The organism is Bacillus sp. JKS001846 (assembly GCF_900176455.1).
Taxonomy (GTDB): domain Bacteria; phylum Bacillota; class Bacilli; order Bacillales; family Bacillaceae_G; genus Bacillus_A; species Bacillus_A cereus.
In genome coordinates this window covers 4394453-4419169 of sequence record NZ_FWYG01000001.1, presented here as the reverse complement: position 1 = coordinate 4419169, position 24717 = coordinate 4394453, and the positions used below count along the sequence as shown (strand labels likewise).

Below are 24717 nucleotides of genomic sequence, written 5' to 3'. Positions count from 1 at the left end.
GAAAAGGTGGTTGACTGGATGAATGTATGTACAAAGTGCGGAGTTCAGTTTGAAGATGGTGTGCAGTTTTGTCAAAACTGCGGGACGAAGAGGGGACGTTCTGTAGTAAAGAAGAACATGAGCGGTGGTGTAAAAGTTGGCATTACACTGTTAGCGCTATTTGTTATAGCGATTATTGGATTGTATTTGTACGGATTGTCGTATTATACGCAGGTGGCACAAGTAGACCGGATGATTACGATTTTACAAGAGAGGGACGGAGAGAAATTAGCTGAGATCGTTACGGCAGATGATCCATCGGTTATGATAACGAGAGAGAGCGTAACGCCTCTATTTTCATATATAAAAGAAAATCCATCTTACGTGAATGAATTAAAAGAATATTTGAGACAAGGTGAAAAACAACGGGACGGAATAGAAAGAGCTGATTTTTCATTAACGAAAGACGGAAAGTATTTCTTTATATTTGATCGATATAAATTGAAAGCGAAGACGTACTATGCAACTTTGCTTTCAAATGAAAAAGACGTATCGTTAAAAATGAACGGAAAAGAAATTGATAAGACAGATGACAAAAAGTTTGAGAAGCAATATGGGCCATTTCTTCCGGGAAATCAAGTGTTTCAATCAGAATATAAAAATGACTACGTAAAACTATCGCGTGAGGAAAAGGTTGTACTTATGAAACAAAGCCAAAATAACGTAACGGTAGATTTAACGTTGCAAGGTCAATATATTACAGTTCAAACGAACGCGCCTGGTGCAACATTGTACGTAAATCAAAAACCAGTTACAGCGCTCGCAGGAGAAGAAATTACATGGGGGCCTGTAGCGACTGATGGAAGCGCGAAAATTTATTTAGAACGAAATGGAGAAAATGGACGGGAAACGACAAAAGTAGAGACGGTAACGGCACTTTCGTCTTATAATCTTCCATTCCAAACGAAAAGTGCAGAAAAAACAGTTGTTTATAATGTTACTCCAACGCCCGCGACTGGGTATGTATATAATGGTTTCATCTTTCCTGATAGTGATATTCGAAAATTAACGAGCACAGATTTAACATATTTATCGAAAGAACAGTTGAAAATTGCTAGAAATGAAATATATGCAAGGCATGGACATATTTTTCAAACGAAAGATATGCAAGCGTATTTTGCAAAACAGTCTTGGTATAGAGAAAATCCTTATTTTACAGGAAAGTTAACAGATATCGAAACTTATAATATTGAACTAATTAAATCAAGAGAATAGAGCGCGGGAAAAAGGTACAGTGTATATTACTGTACCTTTTCTATCGTTATTTGGCTGGACGAGGTTCCCTAGAGAAAAAGATATGAAAGAGAAATGTGACTTTACTTGCCCCTCCTGATGTACTGGCTTGCACATCAGATAAAGAACTAGACGTTAAAGCAGCTTCAGAATGAGGAGGGACGATTATTTTAAGAGCATCATCTGATTCTGAGGATGCAGTAACTGTTATTGTATCGTCAGAAAAATTTATAATTTTAACAGTACCGACTGGAAAGATGGCCTTGCGAGTGTGTGATGAAGAAGCGAAGCGGGTAGCTTTCCAGATAGTTTGTGAGAAAGTGTCATTGTCAGATAACCAAGCACGAGCACTGTATAAAGTTACACTAACCGTAAACTCCTGTTCAAGCGGGAGGGCGGGTTTCGGTTCTATCGGTTCCTCTGGAAGCTGGACGAGAAGGCCGGCGCACATGTATGTTTCACCTACTTTCAACTGGTTACTGTTATAGGATATTAAACATGTTGTTTATAAGACACGACAGTTACCTATTCAGGCATAAGTTTGTGCACAAAATTTGAAGATGAAATTCTCTTTCTTTACAATGGAAGTAGGTGTTATTTCTATAAAATATGGAAAACGTAAAGAGTATGTAAAAAAGAAGGAGTGGTAAAGTGAACTATGTCATTATTGGCGGAGATGCAGCTGGTATGAGTGCAGCGATGCAAATTGTTAGAAACGATGAAGATGCAAATGTTGTAACTTTAGAAAAAGGTGAAATTTATTCGTACGCGCAGTGTGGGTTACCGTATGTCATTAGTGGTGCTATCGCTTCAACGGAAAAGTTAATCGCGCGTAATGTAAAGACGTTTCGTGAGAAATATGGAATTGATGCGAAAGTGCGTCATGAAGTAACGAAAGTAGATACGGAAAAGAAAATGGTGTACGCAGAGCATACAAAGACGAAAGATGTCTTTGAATTTCCGTACGATCGATTATTAATTGCGACCGGGGTACGTCCTGTTATGCCGGAATGGGAAGGATGGGAATTACAAGGCGTTCATCTTTTAAAAACAATTCCAGATGCTGAGCGCATATTAAAAACGCTAGAAACGAATAAAGTTGAAGATGTAATCATTATTGGTGGTGGTGCAATCGGACTGGAAATGGCAGAAACATTCGTCGAACTTGGTAAGAAAGTAAGAATGATTGAGCGAAATGATCATATCGGTACAATTTATGATGCAGATATGGCGGAATATATACATAAAGAAGCAGATAAGCATCATATTGAAATTTTAACGAATGAAAATGTAAAAGCATTCAAAGGGAGTGAACGAGTAGAAGCAATTGAAACGGATAAAGGTACGTATAAAGCAGATCTTGTTTTAGTGTCGGTTGGAGTGAAGCCAAATACTGATTTTCTTGAAGGGACAAATATACGTAAGAATCATAAAGGAGCAATCGAAGTAAATGCATATATGCAAACGAATGTGCAAGACGTATATGCAGCCGGTGATTGCGCAACACATTACCACGTTATAAAGGAAATTCATGATCATATCCCGCTCGGAACGACTGCCAATAAACAAGGGCGACTTGCTGGACTGAATATGCTGGATAAACGAAGAGCATTTAAAGGTACGTTAGGTACAGGCATTATTAAATTTATGGATTTGACACTCGCAAGAACAGGATTAAATGAAAAAGAAGCGAAAGGGCTACGCATCCCGTATAAAACAGTCAAAGTAGATTCTACAAATATGGCGGGCTATTATCCAAATGCAAAACCACTTTACTTAAAATTACTATATCGCTCCGATACGAAACAATTATTGGGCGGGCAAGTAATTGGAGAAGAAGGGGTAGATAAACGGATTGATGTGATCGCAATGGCGCTTTTCAATAAAATGAGTATTCACGATTTAGAAGACGTCGACTTAAGTTATGCACCACCATATAACAGCGTGTGGGACCCAATTCAACAAGCGGCAAGGAGAGCGGAATAGCACTTTTTAAAGTGCTATTTTTTTTACAATGAGGGAGTAAATAAAGTTTCACTTTATTTTGAATATACCGTTCCCCCTTGAAAACATATTACGTATCGCTTATATTTTCATATAGTATTTATTTTTTAAACGAAGCAATGAACGAACCAGGGGGCGCAGTATGGCAATTAACATGAAAACAATCGAAGAATGGATTGCTGAATCAAATGCAAGACATGAAGAAGACTTTGGACACGTTGTGGAAGAAATGAAAGAAGTATGTGTCGGACTTGATAACGCGACATTAATTTATACGAAAAATGTATTTTGTTTCGGTAAAAAAGTAGAAGTCTTTTTCTTCTTCCAAGACCATGTCGTGATTGGACAAGAAAAAGACGAATATGTTGAGATTGAAAAATTAAAGTATGATGACATTACAAATAGTAACTTAAAAACAAATGACAAAAATACTACGTTAGAATTAAAGTTTGCTAACGGACAATCTATCAATTTAGATAGTTTAAATGATAACTACGGTACGAAAAATTGGTTATTTGCTAGACAAATTAAGAGTATTTTTAAGTTAATCTAGTGAAAAAGCAGACCCTTTGAGGTCTGCTTTTTATTTAATTCCTATAACGCAAAGACAACCTCTTTCTTCGTAACATTGTACATTTGTAAATCCTGTTTTATAAAAGAGATTTATTAGTTCTTCGGTCGTGTTAAAATTCTTCATATGATATTGAATTTTGAAAGTTTCAGCCACTAATAAAAAGGAGCAGTCCGGTTTTAAGACGCGAAATACTTCTTTTATATCTTGTTCAACATCAGGCCAAAAATAATGAGTTTGAAAGGCGGTAATGAGATCGAAGAAGTTCGTATGATGTGGAATAGAAGAAACGCTTGCTTGTTGAACAATTACTTTTTGTTTTTGAACATCTTTTGCATTCGTCTGTATAGAATTTTTCACAGCTTGATCGGAGTAATCAATTCCATATATTTCCCCAAGTGGAGTTCGTTTTGAAAGAGTGTGTATGGTTTTGCCTCCACCACAGCCGATGTCTAATACGACTGCATCTGTCTTTATATGTACTTTCTGCAATGCCCAATTTATTAATCTCGTATGTGCAGCGTTCATAATACAAAGCATGGAGGAACCAATTGTTCCGCTAGGATTTTTTGCTTGCTGAATTAACCGTTGTAAAATGCTCAAGTTAAATTCTCCTTTTATGTAAGAATATATACTCATTTCGCTTTTTATAAATTAAATCCTTTAAAAAAAGCACGCCGATAGACGGCGTACTTCTAACAATGCAAAGCCCCTTTTAACCAATTCCGCGCCCGATATGCCCCGACTGGAACTTGAATAAGAGATGTTTCATTCCCAGCATCTATTCCGTACAATTGATCACATGAATTTGTATCAAAACTTAGTAACGGATGCCCGCCCATCCCCATAGCAGTTGCAGCAAAAACGAGTTTATGAACGAGGATACCAGCTTCCATTTGGTGAATGCGGTATCCTCTATAGCCTAATGCACGTGTATAGTAATCTTTCTGTCCGACTACATGTAAGCAAAGTGGTACTTGAAAAAGGTTTACGTTATCCATCGTCATACTAGACTGAAGTGGGTAGCGAAGGTCTCCATATCGAATTGGTTGTATGGAATGTGTTTTACTGTTATAAGCGTAAGCCCCGTTTTCAATATTTTTCACGCTATAAAAACATCCGTATAAGGAGACGCGTGTATTTTCATTTGTATACTTACCGTCAAGGTCGTTGTAATAGGGGAAGGAGAGACTCGCTTCTTGTAGTAAAGTAGCGAGCTCAGCTGCATCCCATTTCGTTAAAATAAAATCCGCATCAGGAGAATATCGTTTTTTACAAAGTTGTAGGAAATCATACGATAACTGTTCTACTTTTGGTAGCTGTACAGCGTACGTATTATGTTGATAGTGCTCTTCATGATGTAGTGTTTGGAAGTGTGCTGTTGATTCGATCATAGAAGCTTCATTTATTTTTGTTATCATCGGATATTCACCTACATGTTTTGAGCGAACGAAATGTTCATGTGCGAGCGGCGGAATTTGTTGCAACAACTCATGAGAAGTAACTGTTTTATTTTCACGGTAATCATTGTGAAACCAATTAGTTTCTGGCTCTGTACTTAAAGGAATAACGGCATACACACTTTCTTCACCTTCTGACAATCCGAGTAAATGGTTCAGTGCACGGTCTAGAAATTGAAAGTATACGCCGTTTGTATAACCGAATTGCTTTGCACATTCTAGCAATTGTCCAATGAGGACCCCGCTATCTAATCCTTGAAGACGATATGAAAAATTATTGTATTTAAAGAAATTTTTCCAAAACATAGTGGATACGAATGCAGCACCGAAACAATCATCTATATTACAGCGATTACCGAGTGTGTCTGCCAAATAAGAATCGAAATTTCCTTCGCGAAGTAAAATAAGTCGGTGATGCGCGGCGTCATAATGGTAAATGCCGTCTGGATAATCGTCAATCTTTAAATAGATATACAATTCATTCGGATATAAAGCACCACCCGAAGGAATAGATCTTCGTAATACATTTCTCTCGCTATTTAGCTGACATAATTGTGTTACACCAAATGAATACCAAAGGTAGTGACCAATCTCATCTAAAGTAGGTGTAGTAGAAGAGTTCGGTAAAGATAATGGGATTTCTAAGGAGAGCGGGATGGTAGGTAAATTTCGATATAATTTATAAGGAAGCGGTGCGTCTTTCCAGTCCACCTCATGATTCGGCATAATTTCATCGATAGAGAAATGGAGATGATGTAAAAAAGTATCTAGCTGCATGAAATCCCTCCTTTACTATGGAAACGGATGTGGATGTGGATTTAATCTTTCATTCATTAAAGGTTCGTCTGTATATCCAAGTGTCATCGGTACGGTATATACCCGGTCCAGTCCTGTAACTCGAGTAAGATGGTGACCAAACGTCATCGGTAGCATGCCTGGAATAATAACTTTTACACAATGTAATCCATTCTTTTCTATGAGGGGAACGGTTTGATCTACAACGATTATTTCAAGATTAGATTGATGCAAACGATTTAAAAGTTGGTGGAGATCGGATGTTAAATCCATATCAAATGATTGTGATACATTCATTTCTTGGAACGTTTGCACCGGTGCATCTTCCCGTAAAAGGAAGTGAAGACGTTCTTCTGTTTCTTTCAATCCATACAGCATACTATGGTCTTCCATTTTATTAACGAAATAAGGATCTTGTAAGCATTTTTCGTAGTATTCTCTTTTGTGCTCGAGCTCATCGTCTGTTATAAGTAACATGCCTGCTATTTCTTGAATGGCGCTTTTTAAGGCTCGAATAGGATCTAAATGAGCGCCTCCTGCACAAACAACGTTCATTCCATTTTCACGCGTATTTTTTGCAATTACCCATAAGCTAGGAATGCCGTGTTCCATCGTCGCGTTAAAAGCGTGTAATTCATATCCGGTAATCGTACGTAACCGCTGAATCATTAATTGTAATTCTGTATCATTTGCTGAACTAAGATCAAGGCGGGGAAGAGGTAATTCGGCATACCAAGTGAGTAAGAAGGCATCACGCTCTACTATTTCTAAAATGCCGTGAAAAATCGCTTCTTCTAAACTACCGCCAATTGCACATCCATTTGATGTTTCATACACGAAAGCATCTCGATGACCAAGGCTATAATAAGCAATTGATTCAGGAACTAAAAGCGGTCTGTTTTGTGATAAAGAATATCCCCATACCCAGTTTTGCTCATAATCAGGATCAAACGGCTTGAATGGAAAGTTATCACGATTGTAATGTTCATTTGTATGGACACCGAGTGTGAGGGGATTTAGTGCATGTTCCTCTAAATCATGAAAACTACCATGCACATTTGTCTTTTTCCCACGAGGAGACATACCGCAATATCGTTCTAAACCTTCTAAAATAGCAGTTGCTTCACTCACTGCAAATGAATGAGTTCGTCCCGCAACACCTTCATTTCCGAACATTAATGGCATGTTTATAATGACGTCAGCGAATGGTAATACAGAATGCTGCATTTTTCCGTTCAACATACCGACCCGATAATCTAAATAGTCTCTCGTTAAAAATGTGTTTAGCTCATGAATGGAACGGCAGCGATACGTTTCGGTGCTTACTTTTAAACTCGGTTGTAAAGAAACTTCCGCCGCATCCGGAGTATCATCAGGTAAATTACTACATACAGGACAGAGAGGATCTGGAAGAAAAGAATGCCGCGTACATTGTAATGTTTGTAAGTTTAGTAAAATAAGTTCATTTTCTAAAGAAGAATGGTTATGAGTTAATATTTTTCCTGTTTCTGCGCAAATAAGATGGCACATTTGCAACATTCCATTTTGGGTGGCACGTACGTCACGTCTCGTTACATTATCTGCTTTAAAGGCATATTTCCGCTGTAGTTCCCACATTTCTTTTTGGTCAAAGCCAGCGATAAAACGGCGTCCATCAGAACAATGGGAACATCCGGGCGTAAGATGATGAATGTAAGGACCGATAATACCTTCGCCAAATGAAGTAAAACCACGTAGCCACGGAATATGATTTGACCGAAAAATTAGCTCAGCGTCATGATGAATAGTAGAAGGAGATCCGTCATGTAATACGAGAGCGAGATGAATATTTTCAGGAAGTTCTTCTGTAAGGGTATGCTGACGAATGATGGAATATTGTTTGCATAATTGATCATGTACATAGTCTGCAAGAAGGCCATCTCCTATAAGCAATATATTTTGAATCATAAACCGTCCTCCTTTGCAATTAATACCCCATACACACCGTCTAGGTTTTCTTTTAAAAATGGTTCGATTGCTAAATCGAACACGAAGGGATAAAAATTATGTTCTTCTAAATGCTGTAAGGCAAGCTGTAAAGATTGCACACTTGGAATTTCTTCTTCCGCTTGTATTTCCACTCTAAAAGAATCCGTGTCATATAAAATAATAGAGGATTCAGGCAAGATATTAGCTCTGTAAGGAATTTCTTCATTTTGAACGTGAAAGAGTGATAGTTGTAGTGCGTTTCGTAACGCTAACGTCATATTAATATTAGATGCACCGTACCATCTATCATTTATACCAACCCAAACGACTGGAAAACTAAGAATCTCTTCACTCATTGCGATTTTAGGTGTTTCATGGATTGTAGAGAGAGCATCGTAATAAAATCTACAATGTTTATCTTGAATATCAATTAAATCAACAGTTGTAAGTTCCTCTAGAATATGTGACTGCCGCTCATACAGTTTATTGTTTAAATGTTGTTGTAGTGCCCGGTAAAATCCTTCTGTCATCGTTTCTCCAGCACCGATACCGATATTGTTATGTTCAGGAATAAGGCGGTGAATGATTTCTGCTACATATGTTTCAATTCCTGTTAAACCAGCTTCTCGGCGTGCTTCATTATGAGTCAATCCACTACAAGTCATAAGAGGCAGAAGGGGAGCTGGGCCATCTGATAGTGGAGTAGCTACTTGAATATAGCATTGTGATAATGGTAATTGATATGAATCTTGTTCATCCCATACATGGAATATACCGGCTTCTTTAGAAGTTAATGAATCGAAAAAGCGGAATACATCAGTTGAAGTATGTTGGCCATACCGATGCTCAAGTTTTTCAGAAATATTTTCTATCGTATCAATTGTAAAACTTTCATCAGTTGCAAGAGGGTGTTTTATAAAAGGATGCCACGTTCCTTCAAGTGTTTCATAGTTTAATAAAAAGAATTGTGATTCTTTTTCACGATATGAATCATCCGCGACATGTTTAAACAATTCAAAAACGATTACATTTGCTAACATGGCAGATGTAATTGGTGAGAAGGAATCCGATGAATTTTCATTTTGTAAAGTCGTTTCATGTAGCCGATGCCATGCGGATTCCCAGCATTCATCACGATTTTCTGTTACGACAGGTCCAGCTATACCGAGTGTTGATAAACAAATAGCTGGTATGAAATTCTTTTTCGTTTCTCTACAAATAGTGTGAACTGTTTTTAAACCGTCAATGTCTCCGTTTTGAGAAACATATAAAATCCAATCAAAAGGTTCGAATACTTCACGCAAGGGACGGTCAATTGTAGTATCGATTTCTTGAAGGAGTACACTGTTATCAACTTCATATGCACGTTCTATTAGCTCATGTATTCTGTCATAGTTTGTTTCATCCCGATCTGTAACGAGGTAATGAAATGTAGGTAAACCAGATTCTAATAAAGAAGAAACTAAGGAAGTGAGCATATCCCCAGAACCAAGTACAAGGACATTTGCTCCGCGGTATGTTTCAAACTTTAAAGCACCTGAATGAGAATCAGCTTCTAAAAATTCAATTTGTGAAGCATATCTGTCGAGTAATGTACTGTTTAATTCATGAGGTGCATCTTGATTTGCATCGCGAACGAAACCATTTTCATATAAAATCTCTCCAATTTCAAATACACGGTTTTGATAGGGGAGAGGGAGGCCATCGGTTATTTCGGCTAAAGAATAATTCCCGTTAAACATTGGCATTAATTTTTCAATCCAATCATAAATTCCATCACCGTCCATACGAAATGAACTGGCGTTATTTCGAAAATAGACACCCCCGTTTGAATCGGGGAGGAAGAAAGTATCCTTATTTACTTTAAGTTTTGCATGAATTGGAAGGTTATTCATTTTAATCCTCCTTACGTTTAGGCATACATTATTACCTTATGTCATGAAATTTGTCCCGTATGAACACAATAAAAAAAGGCTGTAGAATGATTCATTCTACAGCCTTTAATAGATTTTTAATCTATCAACCTTCTAATAATAATGACTTTGGATCTTCAAGCATATCTTTAACAGCAACAAGGAAGCTAACTGCTTCTTTACCATCAACAATACGGTGATCGTAAGATAAAGCAATGTACATCATTGGGCGGTTTTCCATACGCTCGTTATCAATTGCAACTGGGCGTACTTGGATTTTATGCATTCCTAAAATACCAACTTGTGGGCTATTTAGGATTGGTGTTGACATTAGAGAACCGAACACACCACCGTTTGTAATTGTAAATGTACCACCTTGTAGTTCTTTTAATGAAAGTTTGTTGTCACGTGCTTTTTTACCTAATTCACGAATTTCACTTTCAATTTCAGCGAAATTTAATTGGTTGGCATCGCGTACAACTGGAACAACTAATCCATCTGGAGCTGCTACTGCAATACCGATATCATAGAATTTTTTAATGATAAGCTCGTCACCTTGAATTTCAGCATTTAATAATGGGAATTGTTTTAATGCTGCAACAACTGCTTTTGTGAAGAATGACATGAAGCCAAGACGTACATCATGTTTTTTCTCGAAAGCATCTTTGCGTTCTTTACGTAATTCCATGATCGCACTCATATCAACTTCGTTAAATGTTGTTAACATTGCAGATGTTTGTTGAACTTCTACAAGACGTTTTGCAATTGTTTGACGGCGGCGGGACATTTTCACGCGCTCAACTGGTTTTTCGAATTCCGTTTTTGCAACTGGAGCAGGAGCTGGACTCTTTGGAGCAGCTGGTGCTTCTTTTGGTGCTGCAGCATGAGCTTGTACATCATGTGGTCTCACGCGTCCAAGTGGGTCTGTGCTACGTACGTCGTTTAAGTCGATTCCTAATTCACGAGCCATTTTTCTAGCAGCTGGTGATGCGATAGGACGGTTTGTATTTGGTAACCCTTGTAGTGTTGCAGTTTGCTCAGCATTTGGTGCCGCAGCTTTCGGTGCTTCAGTCGTTTCTTGTTTTGGTTGCTCAGCCACTGGTGCAGGTGTACTTACTGCAACTGGTGCTCCATTAGCATCTAAAATTGCGATAGTTGCACCAACTTCAACTGTATCCCCAGGTTCGCCTAGTAACTTCGATACAATACCTGAATCTTCTGCAATGATTTCTACATTGACTTTATCAGTTTCAAGCTCAACAACGCTGCCACCTTTCTCAACTTTGTCGCCTACGTTGATAAGCCATTGTGAAATAGTTCCTTCAGTAATAGATTCTGCAAGCTCAGGTACTTTAATTTCGATCATTTTAAATGTCCTCCCCTTATTTGCCTAACGGTGTGTTTTTTCTTCTTTTGTCTTCGGTAATCTCCATTTGTTAGCCTGGCCTTGGGCAGAATATCTGCCCAAGGAACAAGCTAGAAAGCTTCATTGTTACTTTTTAGTTGCTGTAAACTTCAATTTCTTGTTTATCTTGACGGAAGTTATACTTCACATCTAAAGCATGTGCAACAATTAGTTCTTGCTCAGCTTTGTGAGCGAATGGATCGCCGCCAGATGGACTAGAGCGATCAGGACGTCCAATGTAGCCTGTTTTCACTTTATCTCCAGCAAGTTCGAACAGAATTGGAGCCATGTAATGCCATGCGCCCATATTACGAGGTTCTTCTTGAACCCAAATGATTTCTTCTAAGTTTTTAAAGCGTTTAATAATAGATTGAACTTTCTCAGCAGGGAATGGGTACAATTGCTCAATACGAACGACATGAACTTCGTCTAAGTTGTACTCATGTTTACCAGACTCGATTTCTGCTGCTAAGTCAATCGCCATTTTACCTGTGCTTAAAACAAGACGTTTTACTTTATTTGGTTTCATGCCAAGGTTTTCTTGTTCTAAAGCAGGTTGGAAACGTCCTTCGCTTAACTGACTAGCAGTTGAAAGCGTAAGTGGGTGACGTAATAAACTCTTCGGCGTCATCAATACTAATGGTCGAACAGCTTCTGTTCCTAAGATAGATGCTTGACGACGCAGGATATGGAAGTATTGAGCCGCGCTCGTTAAGTTTGCAACTGTCCAGTTATTCTCAGCAGCTAACTGTAAGAAACGCTCTGGACGTGCACTAGAGTGCTCTGGTCCTTGACCTTCATAACCGTGTGGTAATAGAAGAACTAAGCCAGATTTTTGACCCCATTTTGCTCTTCCAGCTGAAACATATTGATCAAATAATGCTTGCGCAGTATTTGAGAAGTCACCATATTGCGCTTCCCACATAACAAGAGTTTCTGGAGCGAATACGTTATAACCATATTCGTAACCAACAACAGCAGCCTCTGATAACGGACTGTTATGAACAGAGAATGAAGCATTAATGTTTGGTAAGCGATGTAATGGTGAATATGTTTCATTTGTATCAGTATCGTGTAATACGATATGACGGTGTGCGAATGTACCACGCTGTGAATCTTGACCAGTTAAACGAATTGGCGTACCTTCTTGTAAAATAGAAGCGAATGCTAATGATTCAGCAAGTGCCCATTCAATTTTGCCGTTCTCTTCAAGAGCATCTTTACGGCGCTCAAGAATTTTCTTCACTTTCGGATATACGTTAAAGCCTTCTGGCCAAGATAGTAGACCTTCATTAATTGCACGAAGTGAGTCAATCTCAACGCCAGTATCAATTGACTGAATACCTTTTGCAACAACATCTGGTACTTTAACGTGAATTGTTGCATCACTCGTATCAGCTGGTGGTACTTGTGCATAGTCGGATTTTAATTGCTCTTGTATAAACTGTGTAATTGTTTCAACCTCATCTGCATTTAGAACACCAGCAGCTTGTAATTGATCTGCATAAATTGCTCTTACAGTTGGATGGTTTTTAATTTTTTTGTACACTTGTGGTTGCGTAACTGCCGGGTCATCCATTTCGTTATGACCGTAGCGGCGGTAACCAATTAAATCGATTAAGAAGTCTTTTTTGAACAACATGCGATATTGAATCGCAAGGTTAGCAGCTGCAAGACAAGCTTCCGGATCATCAGCATTCACGTGAACAATCGGAATATCGAAACCTTTTGCAAGGTCACTTGAATATTTCGTAGAACGAGAATCATAGCTATCAGTCGTAAAACCAACTGCATTGTTTGCGATAACATGAATCGTTCCGCCTGTTTGGTACGCGTTCAATCTGCTTAAGTTGAGTGTCTCAGATACAATACCTTGACCAGGGAATGCAGCATCACCATGAACTAAAATTACGAATGATTTTGAAGTATCTTGATCTGGAAGACCAGATTTTTTACGATTCTCTTGAGCCGCACGTGCGAAACCTTCTACTACAGGATTCACGAACTCAAGATGACTCGGGTTATTTGCTAATGTAACGCGAGTACTAACTTCTTCGTTACTAACGACTTGTTCTCTACCTAAATGGTATTTCACGTCGCCAGTCCAGCCAGAATTAGCCACTGCGCCTTCTATTTTTGCATGTTTGAACTCAGCAAACATGTGGCTATATGGTTTTTCTAATACGTGAGCAAGTACGCTTAGGCGACCGCGGTGAGCCATACCAATCATGACATCCTCTACGCCGTTCTTAGCACCTTCTAGAACAATTTCATCTAAAACAGGTACAAGCATATCAACGCCCTCGATAGAGAAACGTTTTTGCCCAACGAATGTTTTATGCAAGAATTGCTCGAAACCTTCAACAGCTGTTAAACGTTTTAAAAGAGCAGTTCGTTTTTTATTTGATAGTGGTTGACGCAATGAATTTGATTCCACCATTTGATGCAACCACGCGCGTTCTTCACTATCTTGTATATGAGAAAATTCATAAGCTAAAGATTTTGTATAAACGTCTTTTAATCTATGAATTACATCAAGTGCAGTGTGAATACCTTCTGGTGCATCTTGCCATACCGTTTTCGCTGGAATCGCTTTCAAGTCAGCATCGCTCAGTTCGTTCATTGCTTTCTCAAGAAGAGATTGTCCATTTGCAGCATCTTCCATCGGGTTGATGTGAGCCAACGTGTGCCCGAAAGAACGAATCTGCTCAACAAGTTGAACGACTTTAAGAATTTTTTCAATGTTACCTGTGTTTTGAGGAGAAAAATGTGTTGCTGTGTTGTCCCCTGTTACGACATCATCTTGAAACGAAGGAGCTCCAAAAATTTCAAAAAGCTCTTGTAATTCCGGATCAACAGAACCTGCTCCAGTTACGTAAAGATCATACTGCTCAATAACATAACCAAGGTTCGGACCGTGGAACTTGGCCCAAGGGTTTGTCGTTGTATTCTTCCTCGTCATTTGTTTAAACCTCCCAATGCATATAATCCTTTTCCATACAAAGGTGCATTTTGCTCTTTTTCAATAAGTAATGAATCAATAATCAATGTAAATGTTTTTCTTTACTCTTATGTTATTACAATAATTTACATAATACCAAACACTATTACTTATCTGTTTTGTAAAAAAACATTCACAATAACTTATCACCCAAGTTAATCTTTCATGTTATAAAGTAATTTTACAGAAAAATGGGGTGGATATATTTGGTATGCCTATACTAATAGCTATAATTGTTGCATTTAAATATAGGTATAATAGTTAGAATGTTTCGATAAAAACAGTTTGAATTATGTATATTGAAATAATAAGCGCTTTCATAGATATTATACAACAATATAACGGAATATAGTATAAAAAATAAAAAATTATGAATTTATCGTAAACTTTATTTAGATAGTGTTAAATATTGAAAGGAAAGTGAAGGATTTCTACAAAAAAAGTTGCTAAACATAAAAAATGCTCCATAAACAGTTAGTTTCTATAAATATGACGAAAAACACCGTAAAACAAATAACGCATTTCGTGAAATAAAGAAATAAATGAAATATTTTAAAAGGATAAAACAAATATGGAGATATTAAATTTTAAAAAAAGAAGTGAGGAGATATAGTAACAGTTATTTACAGTGTTCCGTGTTTCGCTTCAAAATAGACGTGCTGAAATTTAAAAAAGTTTCTTCTATATTATTGAATATACTTATGGCACTTACAATGAGTACCGTCTTTATCTCATTTGTTGTTTTGGCAAAAAGATATTAAGATGGAAGAGAGAAAGGAAGATTAACATATGCAAATGATGTATGCTTTTGGCATTGGGCTTGTATTATTTTTAGCCGTATTCTTATTTATTCGTAAAGACGTTCAAGGCGGGACGTTAACGAAGCGAGGATTTTATAAATTAATCGGCTGTTTAGTTGTTATGCTTATAGCAATTATTGTAATGATCGTATTAATTAATCAGTCACTATAGAATGTAAAAACGGAACCTTACTTTGGTAAGGTTTTTCTTTATTGTTCAACCTAAAAATTACCACCAAATCCATTTTCTGAAAATAAATTGTGTTATATAATCCAATGAAATGATAGATAAGGAGTGTAGTATATGAATAAAAAAACTATCTTCTATTTATTAACTTGTATACTACTTGTAGCTAGTACTACTTATATAATATGTAACAAAAGAGAACAAGTGCCACCTATATTAGTATGGGACGAACAAGAATACTATGTTACGAATGAACCTGCCAAAGTAGAAGAAGTTGGGCAAAAACTTGGCGAAGTAACAAAGAAAATTAAAACAAGTAAAAAACCTACTAAAAATAGAGAATCTAATACATTACAAGAGAAAACAGAAGTATTCATAATGATTGAGGAAGAAAAAAGTGATTACCCGCCTTTAATCATAAAGGAAGCTTATAGTGATGAATATAGGGTAGTGAGGCTGATGTTGAAGCAAGTATTATGATGAAAAGGAGGTTCATATGCAGACACTAACTTCGTATCCGTAGTCGTTAAGAAAAATATTAGTCTTTTTCCTCCTATCCGTGCCGCTTACATTTTGATGAATAGAGGAGCAATGCAAAAGAGAGATTTCATTTTATATTTATTATTTACTGCTATTAATATATCGCTTTGGTTATTGCTTATGATTTTTGATTGGAGTATGTGGATGGTAGCAGGGCATTATGTGTTTGGAGCAGTTGTTGTTGTTGTTGTTGTTTCGAATATGAATAAGAGATAAGCCAGCAACCTCAAAGTTGCTGGTTTTTATTTTGCTATTTATAATAAAGAAACAAATTTTTAATAGAGAGTAGTGGGCGTTATGAGATGGAAAGAGGGAACGTTTGAAAAAATAGACACGAATGACTCACCTGTTGAGCAACTTATAAACACGTTTAAGGAACAAAACTTAATTGGTGGAGCAATAATAAGCTGTTTTAAAGTGCATAACGAAAATTTTTTTTAAAGAAATACCACATTCGAAAGATGGACATGAGCACTTCTTTAGAAGAATCTTCAACTCTTTAGACATAATCAATAACTTAGAAGAGTTAAAAATACATACGTCAGACAAATATAAGTTTTGTTTTAAAGAGCAGCTCGCAGTCATGCTTGATGGTAGCATTGCTGCGCAAATTTTGTGGGGCGGAGCATATGAAGGGTTTAAGGAACGACCAGTTATCGCAAAACAATTAGCAGTCAATGTATGTCAATATATGTTCCAAGATCGATACGAAGATATTAAAGTGTTCGAAAGCTATCGCCCTTGGAAAGATTGGTTTTACGATGTTGCGTGGGATGTTACTTGGATGGTGTTAGATAGTAGGGAACAGAAAATGTGGTTCATTTGTGCTACGGATACAGATTGATAGAAGCCGGGCCTTGTAGGAATGCTGCAAGGCCCTTTATCTTTTGGGAATTAATAGAAAACGAATCATATAAATGATATACTAAAAAATGTTTGTAATGTCAGTTTCATACTATTATATAATGCTGACTTACTAGAAAAGATAAGAGGAGAATGAGCGTGCAAAAGATAAAGAGATTATTGCTATTAATGATGGTAGTAGGATTAACAGCAGTTGTTTTAGCAGGGTGTGCAAATCCGAAAGATACTACAGAAGAATTTTTAACAGCGATACAAAAAGGTGATGTAGAAAAGGCTCGTACATTTGTTGAGAGTGACAAGGAATTTAATAAACTAAATGAAAAAACAGATGATGCTGAGGCAAAAGCAATGCTAAGTGCAATTACAAAAACCTTTAAATTTGAAAAGCTAGAAGAAGTATCGAAAAAGGATGACAAAGCAGAAGTGAAAGTGAAAATTACATCTGCTGATCTATCCGTTGCTGTAACAAAAGCAGTGGGAGAAGTTATGCCAATGGCGTTCGCTAGTGCCTTTAGTGAAGACAAAGAACAATCTGAAAAAGCAATCGAAAAAACAATGACATCAACTATCGTCAAAAACTTAGCAGATAAAGATGCAGCAATGGCAACTCGCGAAGTTACATTGAACTTAAAGAAAGACAAAGATGGCGACTATAAAATCGTTGCTGACGATAACTTGAAAGAAGTATTGTTTGCCAATGCGAAGTCTTTGGAGAAGATGTTTGGTGGGAAGTAATTGAATTAGATAAAAAGAGACACCATATCACGTAGAAGGTTGATATGGTGTCTCTTTTTTATGAACCTGGAGAGGTTTGAACTCAAGAAATTAATTCTATAAATTTTATATTATGATTTTTTGGTTTATGACATACAGCTAGTTGTAACAGAGGAGGTACTGTATTCTATGTTTTCTTATGCGGATCCTGTAACGTAGAAAGGTAAAATTTCTGGACCAGATTTTAATTAGTGTTCCTTCAGCTTTAATGAGGAGGTGTACGAAGATGTTGTGACTATACCTGCTGGGTATTATTAATTGTGAAGTCAAATAAGAAAACAATTTATTAGAGGAAGATTAGTTAGTTTAAGTATCAAATTTAGGTGTTTAACAGGGGGTACTAATTAATTTCAGTTCTTTCATGAAAAATTATAGAAAAAGTATGGATAAACAAATTCTTGTTTTAAGTGAATTTTGTGAATGTGGGGGCTGCTTTAAATAAAGATGGTCAAACACTATGTAAATAATTAGGAATGTTAAAATATGCAAAATTGCATATTAAATATTTTAAATCTTATGCTAACCTTATAATGCGAAATATAACATTTGTTGGTAATTATTCATTTTTGAAAGATAAAAAATGAATAATTACAGTGAATTGTATACCACTGTCCTATAGTATAAACGATAATAACGAAAGCTATTTGAAGTCCTTTGAAGGAAATAAGTTATTTAAAAAATTCCATATAGAAAATTTGTTAAAATTTCAGATGTAACAAATGTCATTTTATTTTTAATGTCTGATAAAAGCGATGCCATTAGAGGGCAAAATATTGTGGTTGACTATGGATATACAATTGTATAAATAAATCATCTTGGGAATTAAGGGTGTGGATAATGAGTTTACTAATTAAAGATTTAACAAAGAAATTTGACGAGCATGTTGCAGTGAATAATTTGAATATCGAGATACCAAAAGGTGAAATATTTGGATTCTTGGGCGGGAATGGAGCAGGTAAAACGACTACATTTCGAATGATACTTGGACTTTTATCGAAATCAAGTGGGACCATTTCATGGAATGGTAAACCTATAAATTATGGTGTTACAGATAAAATTGGGTATTTACCAGAAGAACGTGGTCTTTATGCGAAAATGACTGTCAAAGAACAAGTTAACTTTTTTGCAAAACTAAAGAACATGAAAAGTAAAGATGCAGAAAAAGAACTTCACTATTGGCTGGAGCGTTTTAATATTACTGAGCATCTGAACAAAAAGGTAGGAGAACTTTCTAAAGGCAATCAGCAAAAAATCCAGCTGATAACAGCGATTATACATAAGCCTGAACTCTTAATTTTAGATGAACCATTTAGTGGTTTAGACCCAGTAAATGTTGAAATGTTAAAAGACGCTGTTCTTGATATGCAAAAACAAGGGTCGTCAATTCTTTTTAGTTCACATCGTATGGAACATGTGGAAGAGTTATGCCAACACATTTGTATTATGCACAAAGGTGTACCTGTTGTTCAGGGTGACATTACCAAAATTAAAAGTGATTTTGGTAAAAAGAACGTTGTAATCGTTGGCGATCATAACTTTGACCATTTGAAAGAAATAAAAGGTGTAGAAAGTATGAAGAAACGTAAAAATGCAGTTACTCTTAAAATTTCATATGAAGAAGTTTCACATGTTTTATTTAAAGAGATAACAAAATTAGGGTATGTTAAAAAGTTTGCAGTAGAAGAGCCTACATTAAATGATATCTTTATTGCGAAAGTAGGTGCACAAAATGAATAGTTTCTGGACAATTTTTTTACAAAACTATAAATCTAAAGTGAAATCAAAATCATATTTTGCTATTACAATAATAGTTTCTATGTTAATTATAGGATTGATGAATTTTGACAAGATTTATAACTTGTTTGCAGGTAACGAGGACGATCAAGTTGTTGTTGTTACAGAAAAAGAAGAATTATATTCAACCATTCATCAAGTGTTTAAAAATGTCGATAGTAAGATACAAGTTAAACGTAGCACGGATAAACAAAAAGCAGAATCAGGTGTTAAAAATGGTGATTATACATATGCAATCGTTGTAGAGGAATTGAATAATAAACAATTAAAGGCTACGTATATAACTGAGACGGATGTAAATCAGCAAGATGTTAGCAAGGTTCAAACGATTTTATCTCAAATACAATCTTCTAATTTCGCCCAGCAATTGAATCTATCTCAAGATGAATTAAAGGTGTTAACAACGCCAGTAGAAATTCATACCAAAACGGTTTCAGATAAGGTTAAAGATGGAGAACATACTGAGGGTGTAGGGATTTTAATTAATGTCTTTATCATGCTAAATTATCTAATGATATTAATGTATGCTGCACAATTAGCAACAGATGTTGCAACAGAGAAATCTTCTCGTGTTATGGAGTTAGTTGTTTCGAGTATTTCGCCTACCAAACATTTATATGCGAAGCTATTCTCAACATTATTGGCTGGTATTACGCAAATCATAATTTGGGGCTTGGTCGCAACTGTTGGATATAAAACAGCAATTAATGATTCGAAAAATGATATTTTAAATAGTATTGATTTAAATTCTGTTGCTCCAACTCTAGTGTTTTATGGGATTCTATTCTTCACATTAGGATTCTTATTATATGGCTCATTATCTTGTCTATTTGGCTCTATCATTACGCGTATAGAGGAATCTTCTCAAGCTGTTATGCCGCTGATGTTTATGTTACTTGCTGCTTTGTATATAGCAATTTATGGAATGTCAAACCCAAGCAGCATGGTTGTTACCATTACTAGTTATGTACCTTTCTTCACTCCTATTGTTATGCTTGTACGAATTGGATTCCTCAATATCCCAGTATGGGAGATTGCGCTTGCATTAGCAATTCTAATTGCAACAATATGTATGATGATTGGTTTAACGAGTCGTGTTTACCGCGGTGGCGTATTAATATATGGTAAAGGTGCATTTAGTAATATCAAAAAGGCAATCAAATTAGGGCAAAAATAGGATTCGTCTATTCATTTCTAAACTTAAATTTACAAAAATCTGCATAGTTAAACTGTGTAGATCTTTTTTGTTGAGAAATTTATATAAATAAATATAAAAATTGCTGTATTAGGCTATTTTTCAAAGAGAATTTTAAAAAGCTCCCAAAAGAGAGTAAAGAATCGAGTTCTAGCGAACAACGTAGAGCGATAATTAATATAATTTATGTCTTTCTCCAAAATGGAGAAAAGAAGTAGGGAAAAATTTAGTTTTAATAATAATCATTTATTTGCTACATAAAGAAAACCCCTTGACTATCAAGGGGTTTTTCATATGACCCCGGAGAGGCTCGAACTCACGACCTCCACCCTGTCAAGGTGGCGCTCTCCCTGCTGAGCTACGGGATCCCAACTATAAATGTTACCATCAGCAATGTATTTTCATTTCATTCGTGTAATCGGAGAATTTGTACAATTTGTTGAGTATTGTAACATTTGATGTATTCCTATAATAGCAACAAACTTTAATGGTGTAAAGGTGTAATTTTCTGAATATTCATATTCTAATTTTTGTATAAAAAAATAAGCCCCGAAGAGCTTATTTTAATAATAATATCAACGCAATTATCAATGATATTTTCAAAAATACAATCATAAATAATGGAGCTTGTTCATAAGCTATCGTCCTGTAACTGTCATTCCTGCTGTGTAAATTGTATCAATAGAACCGTCAGCGCCTTTTATTTCGACTTTATAACGATATGTTCCATCTTCATAAATATCATCGCCATATCCTGTGAAAGTTGCAATTTCATCATTGCTTCCAGCTGGGACCCATTGATTTTGCCAACGGAAGTTGGTTTCAAATTCTCCCCATCTATCGCCATATTTCTTTTCAAGGCTGACATTGTAATGAATTTCTTCAGCTCGGTCATTTGTAATTCTTGCAATTACGCTGTTACCAAAAGTAACTTGTGTAGAGTGTACCTGAACTGTAACACCGTTCACCGTTTCACCAGGACCACAAATGTAATGACAACCATCCCATTCGTCAGCATGTGCTTTTGGTGTATCAATGTTCATAACCGTTAAACCGCCTAAAGCTAATGCGCCAGTTAATAATACTTTACAAAATGTTTTCACTTGAAATTCCCCCTAAGTATATTCTCAATTCGTTCGATAGATATCACATTAATCTAATGGAACGTTTTTTCCTTAAGTGTATTCGCTATGAATCTTTCATCTTGTAGTAATCTAATCACTACATAAAATTTCATAGTTTTGATTCCATATATGTATCATGATTTACATAGAACAAATCTGTTAATACGCTTTGGTTATTTACTTATTCCACCACTTCTCATTACCTTTTATTGGTAAAACGTTGGTTTTATTATATAACATTATTATCTATTTACAAGAGAAAATAATACTGTATGCAAAAATGCATAATAAAAAACACTGCTTGTATTCTAGATTAGAGATTAAATGGAGTGTTGGGTTTCAATTAATATTTGAGTGGAACTTAATGCTAATTTTTTATGCTTAACAGTATGCATATATCATCGTTTATTAAAGTCATAATTGATAAACCTTGTTCAGGGGACGCTCTTCCTGCTGAGCTACAGAATCTTCAAAAGGGAAAGTATAAGCCGATTATGCTAGTAATGTATGAAGGAATAATGATGAGAAGCGAATTTAGTAGAAAGTAGTCTTTGGATGTAGTGGTTATATTATTTACGATACCAATCCAAAGGACCTTCAGCACTCAAATCAACAAGAAAAGGGAGTAAGAAATGTAAAGGTAAGCTTATAAGTTCTGGCATAGCGTTCACCGTTTTCTTTGATAGATATTGTCTCATAAAACAATACGGACAATCCTTTTCAAATGTCACGAGTATTGCCCATACATCTTTTATTGTCCACTTCGTTTTACAATACGTACAACGCGTCATGAGGTTCCTCCTCATTTTAAGTTTTCTTCTAGTATACTCCATTCCATTGTAAGAAAGTCATTTGTATTTGGTGTGGTAAAATGTAAGTTGTTTTATTTTTATGTGAATCTATTTAGTCATTTATGAACAATTACATATCATTTGATATTTTTGCAGAATGATAGATTTTCAGTTTCAATATGCCAATTGGCCAATATATCCTTTTTACAATTTACTGAAAATCATGTATAACAGAGATACATGATTATTTTATCTCGCTATTTGCGGGCAGTAAGATCCCTTACCTCGAAATTCAGCAAAAGTAAAGAAGTTAGGTTCGGGTCGGAATGCCCGTAAAAGTCCGATTCGTGAGGGTTGATGAAAGTTTCACTTTATAAATATTCAGAAGTAGAGGGAGAAAAGTTGTAATGGTAAGAAAAACGTTCAAGATGCGCGTGTCTAAAAATAGAACGATTTCGATTAATGGATCGATTCTTGATGTGGATGTTACACATGATGAATTTTTACAAGAGTTTGTTGAGTGGGTTGATTCTAAAGGTTGGTCGTTTATGGGAATAACAGATGAGATTACGCCCGAGGAAGCTAGTCAAAAGTTAATAGATTCGTTGATTGATGAGAAGGATAAGAAAGAGTAATTCCTTCTTATTTTTATTGTATATTTATGTTCTTTATCGTAAAAGTATGATATAGTAAAAAATAGTGAAAATTCTTCCAATATAATACAAATTACATATGATTGGTAGATTTATTATTTTGTTAAGGAGTAAATGGAAAAGGGAGAGTCATATGGTAAATTTTAAGAAAATTTTGGTTTTTATTACAGTTATTTGTTCGTTTTTTTTGACGCCCATAACATTGCGTGCTGAGACGAATATTGGAGTAAATCCAGAACAAGTTGCACCACCACCTGCGGAAGGACCGAATGTTTTTAGTCAGTTTGCAACGACAATTGATGCGAAAACAGGAGATGTTTTGTATGATAAAAACGCATATCACCGAGCATATCCTGCTAGTACGACGAAGGTGTTAACAGCGATTTTACTCATGGAGCATACAAAGCCAGAGGACCAATTTACATTTTCACAATTAGCATTAGATCAAGAGAAGAGTAATTATCAAATTGAGTTTCAACCTGGAGAGACAATTAATAGAAATACTGCGCTTATGATTTTAATGGTGCTGAGTGCGAATGATGTGTCGTATGCGATTGCGGAGCGGATTGGCGGGAGTGTTGAGAATTTCGCTAATATGATGAATGAGAAAGCGAAGCAATTAGGAGCGAAAGATAGCCACTTTGTAACACCGAATGGATTGCATGATCCGAACCATTATACGACGCCGTATGATATGGCTATGATTACGAAGGGTGTGCAAAAGTATCCTGAAATTTTACAAGCGATGAATACGAAAAGAACGACAGTTACGACGTCTAGGCAGACGGTGTCTATTTTTAATAAATCTAATTTTTTTGAAAATCCATATAGCATTGGCGGTAAGACAGGGTTTACGAATGAAGCACGTAATACACTTGTTTTATTAAATGAGAAAGATGGAAATCGTATTATAAGCGTAGTAATGGCTTCTCAAAGACCTGAAATTTATGAAGATTTGAAGCAGATGGCGGAATATTCTTTCGGTCAATTTACGAAGCAAATGGTGCTTGATAAACATAATTGGCATCAAAAAACAACATATTTAAATAAAGATGTTAATTCTGAGTTGGAACAAAGTGCGGAGCTTATGCTTAAGAAAGATGAAGGGAAAAATGTGAAAACTATTTTCCGGGCGGCTTCATTAGATAAAGAATCTTTATATCATAAAGGAATACATCGTGGTGAGGTAGTTGGTGCAGTTGATATTACGAAAAATAATCAAACAATTGCGACGGTAAATGTTCTTTCAACAGAAGATGTCACTTTTACGATGCCTAAAAAAGATACAACTATGCCTGAAGTAAAAGACTCAAATGTGAAAGTAATAAGTGTTGGGATAGGTGCGATTATATTATTTGGAGCAATTTTATATGTAGTGTTGCGCCGAAATACAAAAGGAATGAAATCAGAAGGTAAATAAATTACTAATAAAAAGACTGTGTAAAATTTTGGCACAGTCTTTTTTCTATATTTTAAATAACTAATAATTGTAAATTTTCTTATTGCAATAACTTAAAGTTCGTTATATCATTTACTTGTGTTCTTGTTAAAGAACGTAAGCGGATATTGCATACTTCAAATAATATAAAACAACGGAGAGGGAGAG

General features: G+C 35.9%; 20 protein-coding genes, 1 tRNA gene and 1 pseudogene. 12 read left to right on the top strand and 10 right to left on the bottom strand.

Annotated elements, in window-relative coordinates; translation table 11 throughout:
- Nucleotides 1–18 precede the first annotated feature (18 nt).
- On the top strand, nt 19–1254 hold the full coding sequence (locus B9A45_RS23575) for a TcaA 3rd/4th domain-containing protein (RefSeq protein WP_001099940.1): 1236 nt from the start codon (nt 19–21) through the stop codon (nt 1252–1254).
- Nucleotides 1255–1300: 46 nt separating this feature from the next.
- On the opposite strand, the gene B9A45_RS23570 is transcribed toward B9A45_RS23575, so the two are convergent.
- The gene (locus B9A45_RS23570; protein WP_084065202.1) at nt 1301–1723 is read right to left on the bottom strand and encodes a hypothetical protein; all 423 of its coding nucleotides are present in this window, start codon (nt 1721–1723) and stop codon (nt 1301–1303) included.
- Nucleotides 1724–1923: 200 nt separating this feature from the next.
- On the opposite strand from B9A45_RS23570, the gene B9A45_RS23560 reads away from it, so the two are divergent.
- A complete protein-coding gene (locus tag B9A45_RS23560) occupies nt 1924–3258 on the top strand; it encodes a CoA-disulfide reductase (protein ID WP_084065199.1) in 1335 nt (444 codons plus the stop codon).
- A 160-nt stretch (nt 3259–3418) separates the two neighbouring features.
- Complete coding sequence (locus B9A45_RS23555) at nt 3419–3829, top strand: DUF3908 family protein (protein WP_000996783.1); 411 nt, start codon at nt 3419–3421, stop codon at nt 3827–3829.
- Nucleotides 3830–3859: 30 nt separating this feature from the next.
- Here the strand turns inward: B9A45_RS23555 and B9A45_RS23550 are convergent, their stop codons facing one another.
- The 6 genes from B9A45_RS23550 to odhA all read right to left on the bottom strand — a co-directional run bounded on the left by B9A45_RS23550 (nt 3860) and on the right by odhA (nt 14350).
- Nucleotides 3860–4450, bottom strand: coding sequence for a class I SAM-dependent methyltransferase (locus B9A45_RS23550; protein WP_084065196.1), 591 nt, complete (start codon nt 4448–4450; stop codon nt 3860–3862).
- A 92-nt stretch (nt 4451–4542) separates the two neighbouring features.
- Complete coding sequence (locus tag B9A45_RS23545) at nt 4543–6084, bottom strand: SagB family peptide dehydrogenase (RefSeq protein WP_058839294.1); 1542 nt, start codon at nt 6082–6084, stop codon at nt 4543–4545.
- Nucleotides 6085–6099: 15 nt separating this feature from the next.
- On the bottom strand, nt 6100–8049 hold the full coding sequence (locus B9A45_RS23540; RefSeq protein WP_084065193.1) for a TOMM precursor leader peptide-binding protein: 1950 nt from the start codon (nt 8047–8049) through the stop codon (nt 6100–6102).
- Nucleotides 8046–9965, bottom strand: a complete 1920-nt coding sequence (locus B9A45_RS23535) for a putative thiazole-containing bacteriocin maturation protein (RefSeq protein WP_053513406.1) — start codon at nt 9963–9965, stop codon at nt 8046–8048. Before B9A45_RS23535 ends, B9A45_RS23540 begins: the two co-directional genes overlap by 4 nt.
- Before the next feature lie 124 nt (nt 9966–10089).
- Nucleotides 10090–11349 carry a 2-oxoglutarate dehydrogenase complex dihydrolipoyllysine-residue succinyltransferase gene (gene odhB, locus B9A45_RS23530; RefSeq protein ID WP_000569926.1) on the bottom strand — a complete coding sequence of 420 codons (1260 nt, stop codon included), beginning with the start codon at nt 11347–11349 and terminating at the stop codon, nt 10090–10092.
- A 133-nt stretch (nt 11350–11482) separates the two neighbouring features.
- A complete protein-coding gene (gene odhA, locus B9A45_RS23525) occupies nt 11483–14350 on the bottom strand; it encodes a 2-oxoglutarate dehydrogenase E1 component (RefSeq protein WP_000197136.1) in 2868 nt (955 codons plus the stop codon).
- 828 nt (nt 14351–15178) lie between these two features.
- On the opposite strand from odhA, the gene B9A45_RS23520 reads away from it, so the two are divergent.
- From B9A45_RS23520 to B9A45_RS23485, 7 genes and pseudogenes are all read left to right on the top strand, one after another.
- Nucleotides 15179–15361, top strand: a complete 183-nt coding sequence (locus tag B9A45_RS23520; RefSeq protein WP_001178294.1) for a DUF3976 domain-containing protein — start codon at nt 15179–15181, stop codon at nt 15359–15361.
- A 132-nt stretch (nt 15362–15493) separates the two neighbouring features.
- Nucleotides 15494–15856, top strand: a complete 363-nt coding sequence (locus B9A45_RS23515; RefSeq protein ID WP_084065190.1) for a hypothetical protein — start codon at nt 15494–15496, stop codon at nt 15854–15856.
- Between the two features lie 111 nt (nt 15857–15967).
- Nucleotides 15968–16132, top strand: a complete 165-nt coding sequence (locus tag B9A45_RS23510; protein ID WP_256891713.1) for a hypothetical protein — start codon at nt 15968–15970, stop codon at nt 16130–16132.
- Nucleotides 16133–16213: 81 nt separating this feature from the next.
- Nucleotides 16214–16760 (top strand): annotated as a pseudogene (locus B9A45_RS23505) (hypothetical protein).
- Between the two features lie 158 nt (nt 16761–16918).
- Nucleotides 16919–17515 carry a DUF4878 domain-containing protein gene (locus B9A45_RS23500; protein ID WP_001169504.1) on the top strand — a complete coding sequence of 199 codons (597 nt, stop codon included), beginning with the start codon at nt 16919–16921 and terminating at the stop codon, nt 17513–17515.
- Between the two features lie 876 nt (nt 17516–18391).
- Nucleotides 18392–19291, top strand: coding sequence for an ABC transporter ATP-binding protein (locus B9A45_RS23490; protein ID WP_000054723.1), 900 nt, complete (start codon nt 18392–18394; stop codon nt 19289–19291).
- A complete protein-coding gene (locus B9A45_RS23485; RefSeq protein WP_001084160.1) occupies nt 19284–20525 on the top strand; it encodes an ABC transporter permease in 1242 nt (413 codons plus the stop codon). The genes B9A45_RS23490 and B9A45_RS23485 overlap by 8 nt, the downstream gene beginning before the upstream one ends.
- Nucleotides 20526–20838: 313 nt before the next feature.
- Here the strand turns inward: B9A45_RS23485 and B9A45_RS23480 are convergent.
- The 3 genes from B9A45_RS23480 to B9A45_RS23470 all read right to left on the bottom strand — a co-directional run bounded on the left by B9A45_RS23480 (nt 20839) and on the right by B9A45_RS23470 (nt 22458).
- Nucleotides 20839–20911: transfer RNA gene (locus B9A45_RS23480), tRNA-Val, on the bottom strand.
- Nucleotides 20912–21181: 270 nt separating this feature from the next.
- A complete protein-coding gene (locus tag B9A45_RS23475) occupies nt 21182–21646 on the bottom strand; it encodes a hypothetical protein (protein WP_000846430.1) in 465 nt (154 codons plus the stop codon).
- A 590-nt stretch (nt 21647–22236) separates the two neighbouring features.
- Nucleotides 22237–22458 (bottom strand): hypothetical protein, encoded by a 222-nt coding sequence (locus B9A45_RS23470; protein WP_000196288.1) that lies wholly within the window; start codon nt 22456–22458, stop codon nt 22237–22239.
- A 407-nt stretch (nt 22459–22865) separates the two neighbouring features.
- Here B9A45_RS23470 and B9A45_RS23465 point away from each other — a divergent pair, with 407 nt between their 5' ends.
- Both B9A45_RS23465 and B9A45_RS23460 read left to right on the top strand, forming a co-directional pair.
- Entirely contained in the window at nt 22866–23093 is a 228-nt protein-coding gene (locus B9A45_RS23465) for a hypothetical protein (protein WP_000251856.1), read from the top strand.
- A gap of 151 nt (nt 23094–23244) precedes the next feature.
- Entirely contained in the window at nt 23245–24531 is a 1287-nt protein-coding gene (locus tag B9A45_RS23460) for a D-alanyl-D-alanine carboxypeptidase family protein (protein ID WP_000247031.1), read from the top strand.
- Nucleotides 24532–24717: the final 186 nt, after the last annotated feature.

What these genes read in the sequence shown, in the direction of transcription:
- odhB (WP_000569926.1), bottom strand. Translation starts at nt 11,349, where the DNA reads ATGATCGAAATTAAAGTACCTGAGCTTGCAGAATCTATTACTGAAGGA.
- B9A45_RS23545 (WP_058839294.1), bottom strand. Translation starts at nt 6,084, where the DNA reads ATGCAGCTAGATACTTTTTTACATCATCTCCATTTCTCTATCGATGAA.
- B9A45_RS23540 (WP_084065193.1), bottom strand. Translation starts at nt 8,049, where the DNA reads ATGATTCAAAATATATTGCTTATAGGAGATGGCCTTCTTGCAGACTAT.
- B9A45_RS23570 (WP_084065202.1), bottom strand. Translation starts at nt 1,723, where the DNA reads ATGTGCGCCGGCCTTCTCGTCCAGCTTCCAGAGGAACCGATAGAACCG.
- odhA (WP_000197136.1), bottom strand. Translation starts at nt 14,350, where the DNA reads ATGACGAGGAAGAATACAACGACAAACCCTTGGGCCAAGTTCCACGGT.
- B9A45_RS23465 (WP_000251856.1), top strand. Translation starts at nt 22,866, where the DNA reads ATGGTAAGAAAAACGTTCAAGATGCGCGTGTCTAAAAATAGAACGATT.
- B9A45_RS23535 (WP_053513406.1), bottom strand. Translation starts at nt 9,965, where the DNA reads ATGAATAACCTTCCAATTCATGCAAAACTTAAAGTAAATAAGGATACT.
- B9A45_RS23490 (WP_000054723.1), top strand. Translation starts at nt 18,392, where the DNA reads ATGAGTTTACTAATTAAAGATTTAACAAAGAAATTTGACGAGCATGTT.
- B9A45_RS23520 (WP_001178294.1), top strand. Translation starts at nt 15,179, where the DNA reads ATGCAAATGATGTATGCTTTTGGCATTGGGCTTGTATTATTTTTAGCC.
- B9A45_RS23460 (WP_000247031.1), top strand. Translation starts at nt 23,245, where the DNA reads ATGGTAAATTTTAAGAAAATTTTGGTTTTTATTACAGTTATTTGTTCG.
- B9A45_RS23470 (WP_000196288.1), bottom strand. Translation starts at nt 22,458, where the DNA reads ATGACGCGTTGTACGTATTGTAAAACGAAGTGGACAATAAAAGATGTA.
- B9A45_RS23510 (WP_256891713.1), top strand. Translation starts at nt 15,968, where the DNA reads ATGCAAAAGAGAGATTTCATTTTATATTTATTATTTACTGCTATTAAT.
- B9A45_RS23575 (WP_001099940.1), top strand. Translation starts at nt 19, where the DNA reads ATGAATGTATGTACAAAGTGCGGAGTTCAGTTTGAAGATGGTGTGCAG.
- B9A45_RS23555 (WP_000996783.1), top strand. Translation starts at nt 3,419, where the DNA reads ATGGCAATTAACATGAAAACAATCGAAGAATGGATTGCTGAATCAAAT.
- B9A45_RS23485 (WP_001084160.1), top strand. Translation starts at nt 19,284, where the DNA reads ATGAATAGTTTCTGGACAATTTTTTTACAAAACTATAAATCTAAAGTG.
- B9A45_RS23515 (WP_084065190.1), top strand. Translation starts at nt 15,494, where the DNA reads ATGAATAAAAAAACTATCTTCTATTTATTAACTTGTATACTACTTGTA.